Genomic DNA, 15,419 nt, shown 5'->3' on the forward strand with positions numbered 1-15,419 from the left:
TTTTCTCCCGGCACCGGATTTCCTATCCTGAAAAGAAAAACCCGGTGCGTGGAGAGGGATGTCGATGCGGACATTGCTCGTGCTCCTGCTCGTCCTCGGTTCCCTGTCACCCCTCTCGCCCCGGCCCGCCGCGGCGGCCACCGCGGTGTGCGTGACGTCCTGCGACACGCTGGATCCCTCGCGAGCCGCGCGAGAGAGCTTTCCCTTGCCCGACAAGGTGATCAACGGCCGGGTCGTGCGGCTGCACGTCTCCGACCCCGACGGCATGGCCTGGGCGAGCATCGACAACGGCGTGGCCAACGACGCCGTCTGGCTCGACCGGTCCTGGGACGGTGGCGCGAGCTGGGAAGGCCTGCTGGGCAAGGCGACCGTCCCGGGTTCGTGGACCGGCACCCGCACGCTGATGTACAACCTCACCGATCCGGCGCACCACCGCCGAGGTCTGGTCCGGGCCTGCGGGGACGCGCAGGGTGTCGCCTGCACCGCGTGGATCTACCCGGACGTCTGCGACGCCGCGTGCGACCGGAGCGCTCCGGGCACCGGGGACGCCCAGCCGGTCGCGCCGACGACCCTGTTCGGCCGCACCATCCGGCTCCACTTCGACGGCCGGGGCATGGCGTGGGCCGGGATCGAAGCGGGCGGCGCCGGCGACGAGATCTGGCTCGACCGCTCCTGGGACGCCGGGGCGAGCTGGCCGGACGGTTCGTCGCTGGGCCGCACGAGCGTCGCTTCGGGCGCGACCGGCACCCGCACCACGGCGTTCGCCACGCGGGACCCGCGCGGCCGGCTGTACGGCGGCGCCGTGCGCGCGTGCGGCCGGGAAGCCACACACGCCTCGGGCAGCTGCACGGCCTGGGCGCGTCCGGCGACGACCCGCGCCGCCGGCGCGGTGGACGCGCTGATGTGGTCCTACGACCCCTACACCGCGTGGTGGCCGTCGAGCTGGTGGAACTCGGCCGTCGCGGTGACGGCCGTCGCGGACGCGGGCGGGTTCGACGCGGCCATGGCGCGCACCTTCGACGTCAACAAGGCCGCTTTCCCCGCCGGGGGACGCAGTTCCGACCCGATCGAAGGCGACTTCGTCAGCCGCGCCATCGACGACAGCGGGTGGTGGGGCCTGGCCTGGATCGCCGTCTACGACCGCACCCACGACGCGCGTTACCTCACCGAAGCGGTGACGATCGCCAACTACGTCAACGGTTTCTGGGACACCGGGAGCTGTGGCGGCGGGGTGTGGTGGAACCGCGAGCGCACGTACAAGAACGCCGTCACGAGCGGGTTGTACCTGCGGCTGACCGCGTCGCTGCACACGCGGATCGCCGGCGACACGGTGTGGGGCCGGCGCGCCCGGACCGCGGGCGACTGGTTCCTGAACAGCGGCCTGATCAACGCGAACGGCCTGGTGAACGACGGCCTGACGTCGTCGTGCGCGAACAACGGCCAGACGGTCTGGACCTACAACCAGGGTCTCGGCATCGGCGGGCTCGTGGAACTGTGGCGCGCCACCGGCGTCACGTCCTATCTGGACGCCGCGAAGAGACTGGCCGACGCGGCGATGTCCCGGCTGACCTCGAACGGCGTGCTCGTCGAGTCCTGCGACGCCGCGAACTCCTGTGACGACAACCAGAAGCAGTTCAAGGGCATCTTCATGCGCTACTTCGGCGACCTGGCGAACGCCACGGGGTCGGCGGCTTATCGCACCTTCGCGCAGAAGCAGGCCGACACGCTGTGGGCCGGCGATCGCGACTCGCTCAACCGGATCGGCCAGCGCTGGAGCGGGGCCACGCCGAACACGACCGACTGGCGGACCCAGGCGTCCGGGCTGGAAGCCGTGCTCGCCGCGGGATGACCGGAATGGCCGAGGCGGCACTTTCACGTGAAAGTGCCGCCTCGGGGTCTCGGCCCGGCACTTTCACATGAAAGTGCCGGGCCGTGGTTCAGCAGTGGCCGAGGTCGGCCCACTGCGCGGTAAGGCCGGGCTCGGAGCCCTGCGTCCACCAGTTCGCCTGCCAGAGGTGGTTGCTGTGCTTGACCCGCTGACCGCCGAGGTAGACGGTGCCCCAGTCCCATTCCGCCGCGCTCGAACAGTTCGCCGGCTGGGTCGGGGTCGTCGGCGTGGTGGGTGTGGTCGGGGTGGTGGGCGTGGTCGTCGGCGGCGGGCTGGTCGGCGTGGTGCAGTTGCCGGAGCCGACCGTGTCGACGTGCGCGGTGCCCGCGCCGCGGTAGGTCGAGGCCTGCGCGACCGCGGCGGCGGGGGTGACGACCTGGTTGCCCGCGTAGTAGGTCCAGTCCACCTGCTCGGTGTAGGTGCTGGTGCCGCTCGTGTGGCCGGCCGTGTCGATGAACCACATGTTGTAGTTGATCGACATCGGCGTGCGCGGGTAGACGGGATCACCCTGGGCGTCGGTGGTGTGGTCCGCGGTGAGCACGCCGTCGAGGTAGTACTTCACGTGCCCGCCGGAGACCTGCGTGACGATGTCGTGCCAGCCGTCGAAGCTGCGGTTCTGCGCGGTGGAGGTGCGCAGGCCGTCCCAGGTCGGGTTGTTCCAGTAGGTGTACCAGGACGTCTGGTAGTTGGCGGTCGAGCCGCCCCAGCCGCCGTTGGGCAGGTACTCGGAGAAGTCGAGCTCGCTGTAGAGCGGGTCGCGGTCGTACCGCAGCGGCGAGATCGTGAAGTAGGTTTCGTTGACGTGGTCGCCGTCCGTGCCGCTGGCCGGCGCGTCGGTGAACTTCACGCGGCTGGCGTAGGTGCCTTCCTGGAACCGCAGCTGGTTCTGGTACATCTCCGCGTGGGTGGTGCCGTTCGCGCTGCCGTCGGTGGAAGCGTTGAGCTGCGCCACTTTCTCCCCGTTGACGGTGGGGAAGCTGATGTTGCCCGTCAGCCAGCGCGCGCCGGGCACGCCGGGGCTGCCGACGTCGTTGCGGGTGGTCCAGCCGGCCGCGCCGAAGGCGGAGTCGGTGGGGGAGGCGTAGTGGAAGTCGTCGAACAGGACGCCGCAGGCGGCTGCGGCGGTGGTGGCGGGGGCGGCGGCCGGGCTGGCGTCGGCGCCGTGGGCGAGCACGAGCGCGGCCGCCGTGGCCGTCGCGGCGGCGAGCGCCGCGGCCGTCTTGGCCGGTTTCCGGGGGGACATGGGTGGTGTCTCTCCTCTCGGGGGAGGTGCCTCGAAGAGCGGACAGATTGGTCTAGACGAATTCGCCTCAGTAGCGTGAGGCTTACCATTGGTAAAGTCAAGGAGTTACCAGTGGTAAGTTCCCGATCCGGGCCGAGGGCGACACAATGACTGCCGTGCGGACCTACCTCGCGGCGCTGGCCGTCCTCGTCACCGTCGCCGGCTGTTCGACCCAGGTGCCGGGTTCGGCCCGGCCGTCGGGGGACGGCTTCGTCGTCAAGGGTGCGCAGCTGCGCTTCCGGCCGGTCCTGGCGGAGCTGGAGCCCTCGCCCACGACCGGTTCGGCAGCGGATCGGCAGAGCACCGATCCCGCGGCGCAGCAGGCCGCGGCGCGGGCGCTCGACTGCGCCCAGGGCGCCCCGGATCCGCTGGCGGGCAAGGACGATCCGGCGTTGCCGCTCGTCAGCTGTGACCGCGCGAAGGGCACGAAGTACGTGCTCGGCCCGGTGTTCCTCACCGGCGCCGACGTCGGCTGGGTCGACGCCACGGTCGATCCCCGGACGGGGAGGCCGGTCATCGGGATCCGGTTCACCGCGGCGGGCACCAGGACGTGGGCCGGCTGGACCGGCGGGAACCTCGGCAAGCAGGTGGCGATGGTGCTCCAGAGCCGGGTGCTCACGGCGCCGCAGATCCAGTCCGCCATCACCGGCGGCGAAACGCAGATCTCGGGAGCGTTCACCCTGCCCGAAGCACGGCAACTGGCCCGCGACATCGCCGGCGGTTAGCGGCCGGCCCTCAGGGCAGCCGGACCGCTTCGATCTCGACGTCGCTCACCAGCGCTTCGACCAGGAGCGGGGACCCGGCGACCTTGGTGGCCCACAGGTCGTAGTCGGTGCACAGGCACCATGAGCGGTCCTCGGCCCGGAAGTCGGACGGGCTGAAGCCGGTTTCGGGGTTGTCGTACAGGATCCCGGCGTCGCCGAGGTTTCCCGTCCGCACGTGGAGCTTCTCGAACTCGGTGGTCCCGAGCGTCAGCGGGCTGTAGTAGGCCAGGCAGCGGGTTTCCGGGCCCGCGGGACTGTGCTCGGTGAGGATGCCGATCAGCCGCGTCCAGGTCTCGCGGTCGAGACTCCCCTCGGTGGGCGGAACGATGCCGAGCGGCCAGCTGCCGTCTTTCTTGGCCGAGGGGAAGCACCGGTGCGAGGGCAGCAGCCCGTCCGGGACGACGGGGTCGCCGGTGCGCCGGGCGAGCTCCGCCCAGCGCAGCCGCCACCCGGGGCCGGGATGCTCCGCGCGGCCCAGTCCGCCTCCGGTCACCGTGCTCCCGGCTTCGAGGTCGACACCGTTGACGGTGTGGGGCCGGACGCTTCCGTCCGCGATACGTGCCCGGCGGTATTCCTGGTAGGACATCCCGGCCGGCCCGTCGTCGTGCTCGTACATCGCGTTGAGCACCCAGGCCGCGTCCGGCATCGGCGGCGGCATGAAGCCGGTCAGGCCGTCGCCGCACAGTTCCCGCAACCAGTCCGTCGTGCCGGACGCCGCGAGCGGCCACCGCATCGGCTGAGCCTCAGCAGGTGGGGCGTGTGACGGCTTCCGTGCACGCTTCGACGTTCGTCGTGTTCGTGACCTGCTGCAGCAGCGTGTAGAGCGTCTCGCGCTGGTTCTCGTCGAGGTCGCTGAACACCTCGTCCTCGACCGCGGCGAGCGCGAACTCCGCGCGTGCCAGCAGCTTCGCGCCGACGTCGGTGAGCTCGACGATGTGCCGGCGGCGGTCGACCGGGGAGCGGCGGCGCTCGACCAGGTTCTCCGCCTCGAGCTCGTTGAGCAGCCCGACGACGTTCGTGCCGTCGATCGCCAGGATCTTCGCCAGGTCCTGCTGCGAGCTGCCGCGCTGGTCGCGCAGCACCGTCAGGGCGATCAGGTGACGTGGTCGCAGCCCGAGCGGGGTCAGCACGGACTCGCTGCGCAACCGCAGGCGGCGGGCGAGCTGGTCGAGCAGCGCGCCGCAGCGGTGGGGCGGCTGGTTGACGACCGGCAGCGAGGTCATCTGCCCAGTATATGGCCACGCGGATGATCGATGTGCTATTAATGGTTTGTCTAACACCAACGATCGATGGACGGCAAACAACATGGCGCATCTCCTGCACATCGACTCGAGCATCACCGGCGAGGCTTCGGTGAGCCGCAGGCTCAGCGCGCGGGCCGCGGCCGCGTGGCGGGCCGCCCACCCCGACGGCACGGTGACCTACCGCGACCTGGGGGAGAACCCGCTGCCGCACCTCGACGCGGCGAGCGGGACGGCCCGCGCGGTCCCGCCGGAGCAGCACACCCCCGCGCAGGCGGCGTCGTGGGCGCTGACCAGGGAACTCGTCGGCGAGATCCAGGCGGCCGACACCGTGCTGCTGGGCCTGCCGCTCTACAACTTCGGCCCGCCGAGCAGCGTCAAGACGTGGGTCGACCACCTCATCGCGCCCGGGCTCTCGGTCGACCACGCGACGATGTCCGGCCTGCTCGGCGGCCGTGAGTTCATCGTGCTGGCCAGCCGCGGCGGCGGTTACGGCGAAGGCACGCCCCGCGCCGGCTGGGACCACGCCGAGGCGTGGCTGCCGCACGGCCTCTCGCTGACCGGCCTGGAGCCGCGGTTCGTCACCGCCGAGCTGACGCTGGCGCACGTGAACCCGGCGATGGCGGAGCTCATCCCGCTGGCCGACGCCAGTCTCGCCACGGCCGAGCGCACCATCGACGAACTGTGGGCGACCGCGCGGGTCTGACGTGACCTGCCTTCCTCACCGGCGTCGGGGGCCGGTGAGGAGGGCTTTCACGACGCGGCGGGGCCCAGGTCGAGCAGCTGCTCGAGAAAGCCGCCGATCTCGCGTTCGCGGTCGACGAGGTGGACTTCCAGGATCCAGTGCGACGTCTGGCCGTTCCGGTCCGGCCGCCGCATCGGCTGGTCGCTGCCCGGCGCGATGTAGGACGCGATCTTGGCGCCGTCGATCGTCTCGTGCGGGAACCGGCCGACCAGGTGCCCGGCGATCTCGCCGCCGAACTCCCAGCCCGCCTCGTGCGCCAGCTGGACCATGTGCGCGTACAGCTGCTCGCCGGTGATGTCGGGCAGGGCGTCGAAATACGCGCGCCCGGCGTCGAACACTTTCGGCAAGGCGTCGCGCAACGCGTGCTTGACCGGATCGTCGCCCAGCACGAACGTGCGGCCGAAGTCGGCTTCCCAGTCCTCGAAGATCGGCCCGAAGTCGGCGAAGGCGATGTCGTCTTCGCCGAGCACGCGGTCCGGCGGGTTCTCGCGGTAGGGGCGCAGCGTGTTGACGCCGGCGCGGACGATCCGCTTGTGCCAGTAGCGGCGGATGCCGAGCAGGTCCCCGGCCAGGTCGCGGATCGCGTCGCTCGCCTCGGTCTCGCGCACGCCCGGCGCGAGGATCCCGCGCTCCTCGACCGCGGCGAACAGCTCGACCGCCTTCGCCTGCGCGTCCAGCAGCCGCTCGGCCCGCAGCGCTTCGTCCTCGACCACGTCGCCCATGGGCCGACGGTAGCAAGTCACCCCGGGTTCGCGGGTGCTGCACGGCGTACCGCCGGCGTGACGCAGGTGCGGTGATCCGGCCGGACGCCGTACCGCACCACCCGTTGGTGTGGCGCTCCTTCCGGGGGCGTGACCAGCGAAAAGGTCGTAGCCTGACGCCGTTCACAGCCCGGCTAACCCGTTAGGACGGCCATGCGTCTCTCCACCCGCAACCAGCTCACCGGCACCGTTTCGGCCGTCAAACCGGGCGCGGTGATGTCCGTGGTGACCGTCGAGCTCGACGGCGGCCAGCAGGTCGTCGCGTCGATCACGAAGGACGCCACCGAGGAGCTGGAGCTGGCGCCGGGCAAGCCGGTGACCGTGCTCGTGAAGTCCACGGAGGTCATGCTCGGCGTCGAGTGACGTCCTCCTTACGGGTGGTTCCCGGACGGGTGGCATGATGCGTGACTCGAACAGTGGCACCCGGGCCGAGGAAGGTCAGGTTTGAGCGCGCACACCTCCCAGATGGACGACCTCCGGCTGGTCGCGCAGCCCAGCGCGCTGCCGGTGACGGACCTGTTCGTCCGGCTGATTCTCACCGACTGGTCCTTGAAGCCGATGTTGGAACAGGTCACGGCCACGGCGAGACGCCTGGTCGAGGCCGTCATCAACGCCGGCGACCCCAAGGCACCCGCCTTCGTCACCCTGCGGCTGCGGCTGACCGCCGAGGTCCTGCTGGTGGAGGTGGACGACACCCTGCCCCACCTGCCGGCGCCCCAGGCCCGGCCCGGCGAGCGCATCGGCGTCGACCCGGCACCCGGCGGCGGCCGCACCACCTGGTGCGAGCTGCCGCTGCCGGGCGGGATGACCGCGAAACAGGTGCGCCTGCCGCGGCGCGGCGACCGCCGCACCCTGGTCGACGAGCCGGTCTCCGGTGACCCGGTGGCGGCGGACCCGCAGGTCCTCGAACGGCTGCTCACCCGGCTGAGCGGCTGGTCCGGCGACAGCTGAGCGCCGGCTCTCCCGCCGCGGTCGCCGCTCGGCCCGGAGGTCGACATCGCCGCGCGCCGCGTCCACGCCGTCGAAGGCCAGTCGTTCGTCGTCGCGCCGTGCGGGGTGGTCGGGCGCCCGCGGCCCAGGACATGCTCTGCGACACCGAAACCGAGCGGCAGCTGCTCGCCCGCGTCCACGGGCCGGAGGGCAGTGAGCTCGCCGAGCCGCTGCCCGAGACCGAAGAGAGCTTGCTGTTCGCCGATCCGGACTTGTCGCTGATCGCTGGTGATACTGGACAGGTGAAAGCCCGTCCCGTGCTCGTCGTGCTCTACGACGGCGTCCGCCTCCTCGACGTCTCCGGTCCGCTGGAGGTGTTCGCCGAGGCCAACGAGCACGGCGGGCGGTACGAGCTGCGGACGGCGTCACCCGGCGGCGCGGACGTCCGCGCCAACACGGGCACGCGCCTCGGCGCCGACCTCGACCTGGCGGCGGCCGACCCGCGCGGGGCGACCGTGCTGGTGCCCGGCGGCCCGGAGTGGGTCCGCACGATCGCCGACACGGAGCTGGTGGCCCAGATCCGCCGCCTCGCCGACGGCGCGAGCCGGACGGCGTCGGTGTGCGCCGGCGCGTTCGCCCTGGCCGCGGCGGGCGTCCTGGACGGCCGGCGCGCGACGACGCACTGGGACCTGACCGGTCAGCTGGCCCGCCGCTTCCCGCTGGTCCACGTCGACACCGACGCGATCTTCGTCAAGGACGGCCCGGTGATCACCTCGGCCGGCGTCACCTCGGGCATCGACCTGACGCTGGCGCTGGTCGAGGAGGACCTCGGCCCGGAGATCGCGCGGCTGGTGGCCAAGCACCTGGTGGTGTTCCTGCAGCGGCCGGGCGGGCAGTCTCAGTTCAGCGTCCGCCTGGAGACGGGCCGCCCGCGCAACGAGGTGCTGCGGGGCCTGCTGGACGCCGTCGCGGCGAACCCGTCGGCGCCGCACACGCTCGGTGACATGGCGGCCCACGCGGGGGTCAGTGTCCGGCACCTGACGCGGCTGTTCCACGAGGAGCTGGGGCGGACACCCGCCCGGTTCGTCGAGCAGATCCGCCTGGAGTTCGCCCAGCAGCAACTGGAGGGCACGGTGGATCCGCTGGACGTGGTGGCCCGCCGGTCCGGTTTCGGCTCGGTGGAGACGCTGCGGCGGGCCTTCGCGCGTGGCCTGGGCGTGACGCCGAGCGACTACCGCTCCCGGTTCCGGACCACGGGCATTTCCTGAACGTTCCGGCCACCTCGTCCGTGGTTCCCGGTAGGGGGCATCGACGTGAGGAGGCCGGCCGTCGTGCGGATCGTGATCGCCGAGGACGACGCACTGCTGCGGGAAGGGCTCGTGCTGCTGCTGCGCAGCGCCGGGTTCGTCGTCGCCGCGGCCGTCGACCACCCCGACGACCTGCTCGCCGCCGTGGGGGACGCGGCGCCCGATCTGGCCGTGGTCGACGTGCGGATGCCGCCCACCTTCACCGACGAAGGCCTGCGCGCCGCGCTCGAGGCGCGCCGGCGGGTGCCGGGCCTGGCGATCCTCGCGCTCTCGGCGTTCGTCGAGGACGGCTACGCGGGCGACCTCCTGGCCGCGGGCGGCGGCGGAGCCGGTTACCTGCTCAAGGAGCGCGTCGGAAAGGCCGACGAGTTCCTCGACGCGCTCCGCCGGGTCGCGGCCGGCGGCACGGTCCTGGACCGCGACGTGGTCGCCCTGCAGCTGGACCGGCGGCGGCCCGGCGACCCGGTCACCACGCTCACGGCGCGCGAACGCGAGGTCGTCGCGCTGCTCGCCGAAGGCCATTCGGTCCCGGCGATCGGCCGGCTGCTCGGCATCGGTACCGACGCGGCGCGGCAGCACGCCGGGGACGTCAGCGCGAAGCTGCGCGTCCCCGACGAGGCCCAGGCGATGCTCGGCTACCTGCGGGCGTGAAGGCGGTGCTTCCCCGGCGGTGCCTCAGCTGCTCGCGTGCGTGAGGGCCAGGACCTCGGCCTGCTTCTCCCGGTACCGCGCCACGTTCGCCAGCTTGACGTCCTCGTAGCCGCGCACCAGGTCGGGCAGCTCGGCCAGCGCCAGGACCTGCGCGAGGTCGACGTCGTCGGCCCGGAACGCGCGCAGCACCACGCCGCGGTACTCCTCGACCAGCTCGCGCTCCACCCGGCGCACCTCGGCGCGGCCGAACGGGTCGAACTTCGTCCCGCGCAGCCGGCGCAGCGCGTGCAGCAGCCGGAACGCCGGGCGGAACCACGGGCCGAGGCTGATCTTGCGCTTCATGCCGAGCGCGCGCAGCACCGGCGGGTGCAGCCGGTACGCGAACCGCGTCCCGGTGCCGAACTGCGCCTCGAGGTCCGCCGCGAACGCCGGGTCGAGCGACAGGCGGGCGACCTCGTATTCGTCCTTGTAGGCCATCAGCTTGTACAGGTGCTTCGCCACGGCCTCGGTGACCGCCGTCGGCCCGTCCTCCAGCACCCGCACCTGCTCGACGTACTCCGCGTACGTGCGGGCGTAGGCCGCGTCCTGGTAGGCGACCAGGTCCGGGATCCGGATGTCGAGCAGCCGCGCCAGTTCCGACCCGGGCTCGGCGTGCACCAGCGCGCGCACGGCCGGGGCGGCGGGCTTCGGCGTCGGGGCGGGCGCCGGAGCCATGGCGGCCTCCAGCGCGGCCGGGTCGGCGACGAGCTGGCGGCCGCGGCGGAAGGCCTGCAGGTTCGCGGCCACCGCGGTGCCGTTCAGCTCGATCGCCCGCTCGATCACCGCGACGGGCAGCCCGATCACGCCGGTCTGGAAGGCCGCGCCGAGCTGCAGGACGTTCGCGAACTGGTCGTCGTCGAACAGCCTCTCGGCCAGGCCGCGCGCGTCCAGGGAGACCGTGCGCGCCGCCGCGGCTTCCAGCGGCGCGAGGACACTTCCGGGGCTGGGGAACGCCACCGTCGTGTCGACGACCATCCGGCCGGTCGGCACCTCGGTGGTCGACACGACCGCCGTCGTGCGCGCCGGGTCGGCCACGCTCAGGTTCGTCGCGTCCGCGCCGACGAGCGCGTCGCACGCCAGGTAGAGGTCGCACTCCGCCGTGGCGAGCTTCGGGGCCTGGTCGACCGGCTCGGCCGTCACCTTCAGGTCGGACACGACGGCGCCGCCCTTCTGCGCCAGGCCGGTCTGGTCCAGCGTGCGGACGTGCCGGCCGTCGAGCACCGCGGCCGTCGCGAGGATCTGCGTCACGGTGACGACGCCGGTGCCGCCGATGCCGGTGATCCGCACGGTGAAGTCCGGGGACGGCGCCGAGGCGGGCGCGGGCACGGCGTCGGCGGCCAGCTCGCCGAGCTTGCGGTGCTGCTTGCGGCCGGTCGGCACGACGGTGACGAACGACGGGCAGTCCCCGGCCAGACAGGAGTAGTCGACGTTGCAGGACGACTGGTGGATCGTGGTCTTGCGGCCGAACTCGGTGGCCACCGGCTGCACGGACAGGCAGTTCGACTTGGTGCCGCAGTCGCCGCAGCCCTCGCAGACGCGCTCGTTGATCACCACGCGCGTCGCGGGCGTCTCCTGCTTGCCCCGGCGGCGTTTGCGCCGCTTCTCCGCCGCGCACTCCTGCTCGTGGATCAGCACGGTGACGCCGCGGACGGCGGCCAGTTCCTCTTGTGTGCGCAGGAGTTCGGTGCGGTCGCGGACCTCGACGCCGGCGGGCAGCTTCCGGCGGCGCAGGGGCCCGGGCGCGTCACTGGTGATCACGACCTGCTTCGCGCCCTCGACGAGCAGCAGTTCGGCGACCTTCTCCACCGGCAGCCCGCCGACCGCGTCCTGGCCGCCGGTCATCGCCACGGCCGAGTTGTAGAGCAGCTTGTAGGTGATGTTGACGCCGGCCGCGACGGCCGCGCGCACGGCGAGGCTGCCGGAGTGGGTGAACGTGCCGTCGCCGATGTTCTGCACGAAGTGCTCGGCCTCGACGAAGGGCGCCATGCCGATCCACTGGGTGCCCTCACCGCCCATCTGCGTCACGCCGAGGACGGTGCCGACCTGGTCGGGTTCCATGAACAGGGCCATCGTGTGGCAGCCGATGCCGCCGCCGACGAGGGTGCCCTCCGGGACCTTCGTGGACGAGTTGTGCGGGCAGCCGGAGCAGAAGTACGGCGTGCGCGCGAGCAGCGGAACGGAGATGCGCTCGCGGCGGCGCCGGCCGCGCCAGGCCTCGACCGACGGGATCTCGTGGTGCGCGGCGAGCTGCCGGGCCAGGCCGGTCGCGACGACGTCCGGGTCCAGCTCGCCCAGCTCGGTGAACAGCGTGCGGCCGTCGGCGTCCTTCTTGCCGTGGACGGCGGGCGCGCCGGACGCGCCGTAGAGGACGTCCTTCAGCGCGGCCTCGATGAACGACCGCTTCTCTTCGACGACGATGATCTCGTCGAGCCCGTCGGCGAACTCGCGGACGATCGACGGCTCCAGCGGGTGGATCGCGCCCAGCTTGAGGACACGGATGCCGTGCCGGTGCAGGGCTTCCTCGTCCAGGCCGAGGGTACGCAGCGCCTGCTGGACGTCCAGAGAGGACTTCCCGGCCGAGACGATGCCGATCCGGTCGGCCGGGCCGCGCGTGGTGATCCGGTTGAGGCCGCTCAGGCGCAGGTACTCGACGGCCAGCGGCAGCCGCACGGTGAAGAGGCTGCGTTCCAGCGCGGCGAGGCTCGCGCCGAGCAGCTTCGACGTCGGGGCGTGCCGGTACGCGCCGTCGAGTTCCGGCGCGGTCCACCCGGGACTGACCCGGGCGGTGCCGGACGCGTCGGCGACGTTCGTGACGAGCTTCAGCGACGACCACAGGCCGCTGGCGCGGGACAGCTCGACCGCGTGCATCCCGAAGTCGAGGACGTCCTGCGAGTCGGCCGGGTACAGGATCGGGATGGCCAGGTCGGCGAGCGTGAGCTCGGACGCGCAGGGGATCGTCGAGGACTTGGCGTTCGGGTCGTCGCCGACCAGCGCGACCGCGCCGCCGCGGGGGTCGGTGCCGGCCAGGTTGGCGTGGCGCAGGGCGTCGGACGCGCGGTCGAGGCCCGGCGCCTTGCCGTACCAGTACCCGGTGACGCCGCGCTGCCCACCGGCGCCCGCGACCAGCTGGCTGCCCATCACCGACGTCGCGGCCAGCTCTTCGTTCAGCCCGGGCCGGTGCACGACGGCGTGCTTCTCCAGCAGCGTCGCGCGGCGGCCCAGCTCGAGGTCGTACCCGGCCAGCGGCGAGCCCTCGTAGCCGGAGACGAACACGGCGGGGTCGCCACCGCGGGCGCGGTCGTGGCGGACGCGGTCGAACAGCAATCGCACCAGGGCCTGCACCCCGGTGAGGTGCACGGTTCCCGCCTCCCGCAGATAGCGGTCCTCCAGCGTGAACGTCTCCACAGCGCGACTCCCTTCGCCCTCGCGGCTGTGCTCGGGCGCACAGTGCGGTGCGGGCCACAGCACACGCTATCGGCCCCGCACGCAACAGCCGACGCGGGATCACCGCCTCTCACGCAAACTTCGGCACTCGTGATCGACGATTGGCCCCGATTTTTGCGCGGAGTTACGCTCGCCCGCATGACCGAAGAGCCGCTCGACGCGACCGACCACGAGATCCTCGGGCTGCTGCGCGAGGACGCGCGGCGGACGCTGTCGGACATCGCCGGCCGGGTCACGTTGTCGACGGCCGCGGTCAAGCGCCGGATCGACCGCCTCCGCGAGACGGGGGTGATCACCGGCTTCACGGTCCAGGTCGACCACGCGAAGCTGGGCTGGGGCATCGAGGCGTTCACCGAGCTGCGGTTCGTCGGCAACACGAAGGTCGCCGAAATCCTCCGCACCACGACGAGGATGCCGGAGGCCCAGGCCGTGTTCACGATCGCGGGCGATCCGGACGCACTGGTGTGGCTGCGTGTCCGGGACATGGCCCACCTCCAGAAGACGATCGACGAGATCCGCCGCCACCACCAGATCACCGGCACGAAGACCTTGATCGCGCTGGAGTCCTGGTCCCGTGGGCACTAGCGTCACGCTCTCGCGGCGGCCGGACCTCGCCGCCGCGACCTACGCCATCCCGTACCCGCCGGGTTCGCCGCGGTTCATGGAAGGCAGCCTCGCGAGCCTGCTGGTGCGCGGCCGCCGGGTGGCGCGCCGGTCGCCGCACCTGGTCGTGGCGCTCCTGGAGGACGACCGGCCGGTGGCGCGCGGGGTGATGGTGCCCTTCCGCGGCCGCGAGCCGTTCCCGGCCCGCGGCTGGGACGAAGTGGCGGTCTGGGCCGCCGAAGACGCCCTCGACGACGTCACCCCGGACACCGCCGGCGCCCTGGAGATCGCCGTGCACCCGGACCACCAGGGCCGCGGCCACTCCGCCACGGTGCTGAGGGCGATGCGCGAGGCGGTCGCCGCGGCCGGGCTGACGTCGCTCGTGATCCCGGTCCGCCCGCCGGACAAGGCCGACGTCCCGGCGACGCCGATGGCGGACTACGCCGCCGCGACCCGGCCGGACGGCCTGCCCGCCGACCGCTGGCTGCGCACCCACGTCCGCGCGGGCGGCCGCATCGAGGCGATCGCGCCGTGCTCGGCGACCGTCCAGGCGCCGCTCGCCGACTGGCGGCGCTGGACCGGCCTGCCGTTCGACCGCGACGGCGTGGTGACGGTCCCCGGCGCGCTCGCGCCCGTGTTCGTGTCGACCGCCCAGGACTTCGCCGTCTACGTCGAACCCAACGTCTGGGTCTCGCACCGCGTCGCCTGACGCCCAGCCGCACGCCCGACACTGCCTAATCGCCCAGCAGCACGCCCGAGTCGCGCTCCCGTTGCAGGAAGAACTCCGGCCATTCGAGCGAGCCCGGCGGTGCTTCCAACGCGGTCGCCCGGCGGCGCATCTCGGTCAGGAAGTCCGTGTCCAGCACCGTTCGCGCCGAGATCGGCTCGCGCAGCAGGGTGCCGGCCGGGCCTTCGTACAGGTACGCGTCCACGCCGGGGTAACCCTTCGTGCCCGGCGGGAAGTCGCGGTCCAGCGGGAAGTACGACGAATCCAGCCGGCCCAGCCACGAGTTCTTCAGCGTGGTCAGCGACGGCCACGAGCCCAGCTGCCTTTCCAGCCGCGCGTTGTCCTTCACGAACCCGCTGTGGTCCGCGACGACGAACGCGCTGCCCGGGTACTCCTGCTCCAGCCGGCCGACCGCGCTGCCCGTGTGGTGCGTCAGGTGCCCGAGTCCGAACAGCAGCAACGCTTTCCGGTGTTCTTGCAGCACCTGTGTCGTGAGGACGGACACGATCGCCGGGTCGCGGTCCTCGAACGGCGTGAAGTCCGCCGGGTGGTGGATCCTGCTCCAGTCGACCGGCGGATCGCAGGCCAGCACCCGGATCTTCGCCGCGGCCGGCAGTGTCGTGTTGACCTGCCGGACCAGCGGGAACAGCTGCTCGTAGAACGTCGAGAACCCGCAGCTGGGCTGGGTGGTGTTGCGCCACACCGCCCGGACTTCGGCGATCGGGACGTCGGCGCCGGCGATGTAGGCGTCGAGAACCGGTTGGTACAGCGAGTTCCCGCACTCCACGGCGATGTCGTTGACCTTGCCGGGCAAACGTGGATCGCGAACCAGGTCGAGCAGGAAGCTCCCGACGTCCGGACTGGACTTGGCGACGAGCGCGTGGTCGTCGAACGCGGCCAGCAACGCGCCCGCGGCGTCCGGCGACGACCGCGAGTGATCGGCCGTGGCCGATGTGGCCGGCGTGACCAGCAGGCCCATGGCCGCGAGCACGGCCAGGAAGATACGCATGAACGGCTCCTCGGAGCGATGAAGTTCC

General features: G+C 72.3%; 15 protein-coding genes. 9 read left to right on the forward strand and 6 right to left on the reverse strand.

Annotated elements, in window-relative coordinates:
* The first annotated feature begins 64 nt into the window (after positions 1-64).
* Positions 65-1,849 (forward strand): glycoside hydrolase family 76 protein, encoded by a 1,785-nt coding sequence (locus OG494_RS05745; protein ID WP_328452661.1) that lies wholly within the window; start codon positions 65-67, stop codon positions 1,847-1,849.
* 88 nt (positions 1,850-1,937) lie between these two features.
* Here the strand turns inward: OG494_RS05745 and OG494_RS05750 are convergent, their stop codons facing one another.
* Entirely contained in the window at positions 1,938-3,131 is a 1,194-nt protein-coding gene (locus OG494_RS05750; protein ID WP_328452663.1) for a carbohydrate-binding protein, read from the reverse strand.
* Between the two features lie 146 nt (positions 3,132-3,277).
* Here OG494_RS05750 and OG494_RS05755 point away from each other — a divergent pair, with 146 nt between their 5' ends.
* Positions 3,278-3,895 (forward strand): SecDF P1 head subdomain-containing protein, encoded by a 618-nt coding sequence (locus tag OG494_RS05755; protein WP_328452665.1) that lies wholly within the window; start codon positions 3,278-3,280, stop codon positions 3,893-3,895.
* A gap of 10 nt (positions 3,896-3,905) precedes the next feature.
* On the opposite strand, the gene OG494_RS05760 is transcribed toward OG494_RS05755, so the two are convergent.
* Both OG494_RS05760 and OG494_RS05765 read right to left on the reverse strand, forming a co-directional pair.
* Complete coding sequence (locus tag OG494_RS05760) at positions 3,906-4,667, reverse strand: hypothetical protein (protein WP_328452667.1); 762 nt, start codon at positions 4,665-4,667, stop codon at positions 3,906-3,908.
* 10 nt (positions 4,668-4,677) lie between these two features.
* Entirely contained in the window at positions 4,678-5,157 is a 480-nt protein-coding gene (locus OG494_RS05765; protein WP_328452669.1) for a MarR family winged helix-turn-helix transcriptional regulator, read from the reverse strand.
* An 82-nt stretch (positions 5,158-5,239) separates the two neighbouring features.
* On the opposite strand from OG494_RS05765, the gene OG494_RS05770 reads away from it, so the two are divergent.
* Positions 5,240-5,881: an FMN-dependent NADH-azoreductase gene (locus OG494_RS05770; RefSeq protein WP_328452670.1), complete on the forward strand. Its 642-nt coding sequence runs from the start codon at positions 5,240-5,242 to the stop codon at positions 5,879-5,881.
* Positions 5,882-5,928: 47 nt separating this feature from the next.
* Here the strand turns inward: OG494_RS05770 and OG494_RS05775 are convergent, their stop codons facing one another.
* Positions 5,929-6,642, reverse strand: coding sequence for a M24 family metallopeptidase (locus tag OG494_RS05775; protein WP_328452672.1), 714 nt, complete (start codon positions 6,640-6,642; stop codon positions 5,929-5,931).
* Between the two features lie 192 nt (positions 6,643-6,834).
* On the opposite strand from OG494_RS05775, the gene OG494_RS05780 reads away from it, so the two are divergent.
* From OG494_RS05780 to OG494_RS05795, 4 genes are all read left to right on the forward strand, one after another.
* The gene (locus tag OG494_RS05780; protein ID WP_328452674.1) at positions 6,835-7,044 is read left to right on the forward strand and encodes a TOBE domain-containing protein; all 210 of its coding nucleotides are present in this window, start codon (positions 6,835-6,837) and stop codon (positions 7,042-7,044) included.
* Positions 7,045-7,125: 81 nt separating this feature from the next.
* Positions 7,126-7,632, forward strand: coding sequence for an ATP-binding protein (locus OG494_RS05785; RefSeq protein ID WP_328452676.1), 507 nt, complete (start codon positions 7,126-7,128; stop codon positions 7,630-7,632).
* 98 nt (positions 7,633-7,730) lie between these two features.
* On the forward strand, positions 7,731-8,879 hold the full coding sequence (locus tag OG494_RS05790) for a GlxA family transcriptional regulator (RefSeq protein WP_328452678.1): 1,149 nt from the start codon (positions 7,731-7,733) through the stop codon (positions 8,877-8,879).
* Positions 8,880-8,942: 63 nt separating this feature from the next.
* Positions 8,943-9,569: a response regulator gene (locus tag OG494_RS05795; RefSeq protein WP_328452680.1), complete on the forward strand. Its 627-nt coding sequence runs from the start codon at positions 8,943-8,945 to the stop codon at positions 9,567-9,569.
* Between the two features lie 24 nt (positions 9,570-9,593).
* Here the strand turns inward: OG494_RS05795 and OG494_RS05800 are convergent, their stop codons facing one another.
* Positions 9,594-13,013, reverse strand: a complete 3,420-nt coding sequence (locus OG494_RS05800; RefSeq protein ID WP_442874384.1) for an indolepyruvate ferredoxin oxidoreductase family protein — start codon at positions 13,011-13,013, stop codon at positions 9,594-9,596.
* 177 nt (positions 13,014-13,190) lie between these two features.
* On the opposite strand from OG494_RS05800, the gene OG494_RS05805 reads away from it, so the two are divergent.
* Complete coding sequence (locus OG494_RS05805) at positions 13,191-13,637, forward strand: Lrp/AsnC family transcriptional regulator (RefSeq protein WP_328452682.1); 447 nt, start codon at positions 13,191-13,193, stop codon at positions 13,635-13,637.
* Positions 13,627-14,364 carry a GNAT family N-acetyltransferase gene (locus OG494_RS05810; RefSeq protein ID WP_328452684.1) on the forward strand — a complete coding sequence of 246 codons (738 nt, stop codon included), beginning with the start codon at positions 13,627-13,629 and terminating at the stop codon, positions 14,362-14,364. Before OG494_RS05805 ends, OG494_RS05810 begins: the two co-directional genes overlap by 11 nt.
* A gap of 25 nt (positions 14,365-14,389) precedes the next feature.
* Here OG494_RS05810 and OG494_RS05815 read toward each other — a convergent pair whose 3' ends face one another.
* A complete protein-coding gene (locus OG494_RS05815) occupies positions 14,390-15,391 on the reverse strand; it encodes a hypothetical protein (RefSeq protein ID WP_328452686.1) in 1,002 nt (333 codons plus the stop codon).
* Positions 15,392-15,419: the final 28 nt, after the last annotated feature.

The organism is Amycolatopsis sp. NBC_00438 (assembly GCF_036026695.1).
Taxonomy (GTDB): Bacteria; Actinomycetota; Actinomycetes; order Mycobacteriales; family Pseudonocardiaceae; genus Amycolatopsis.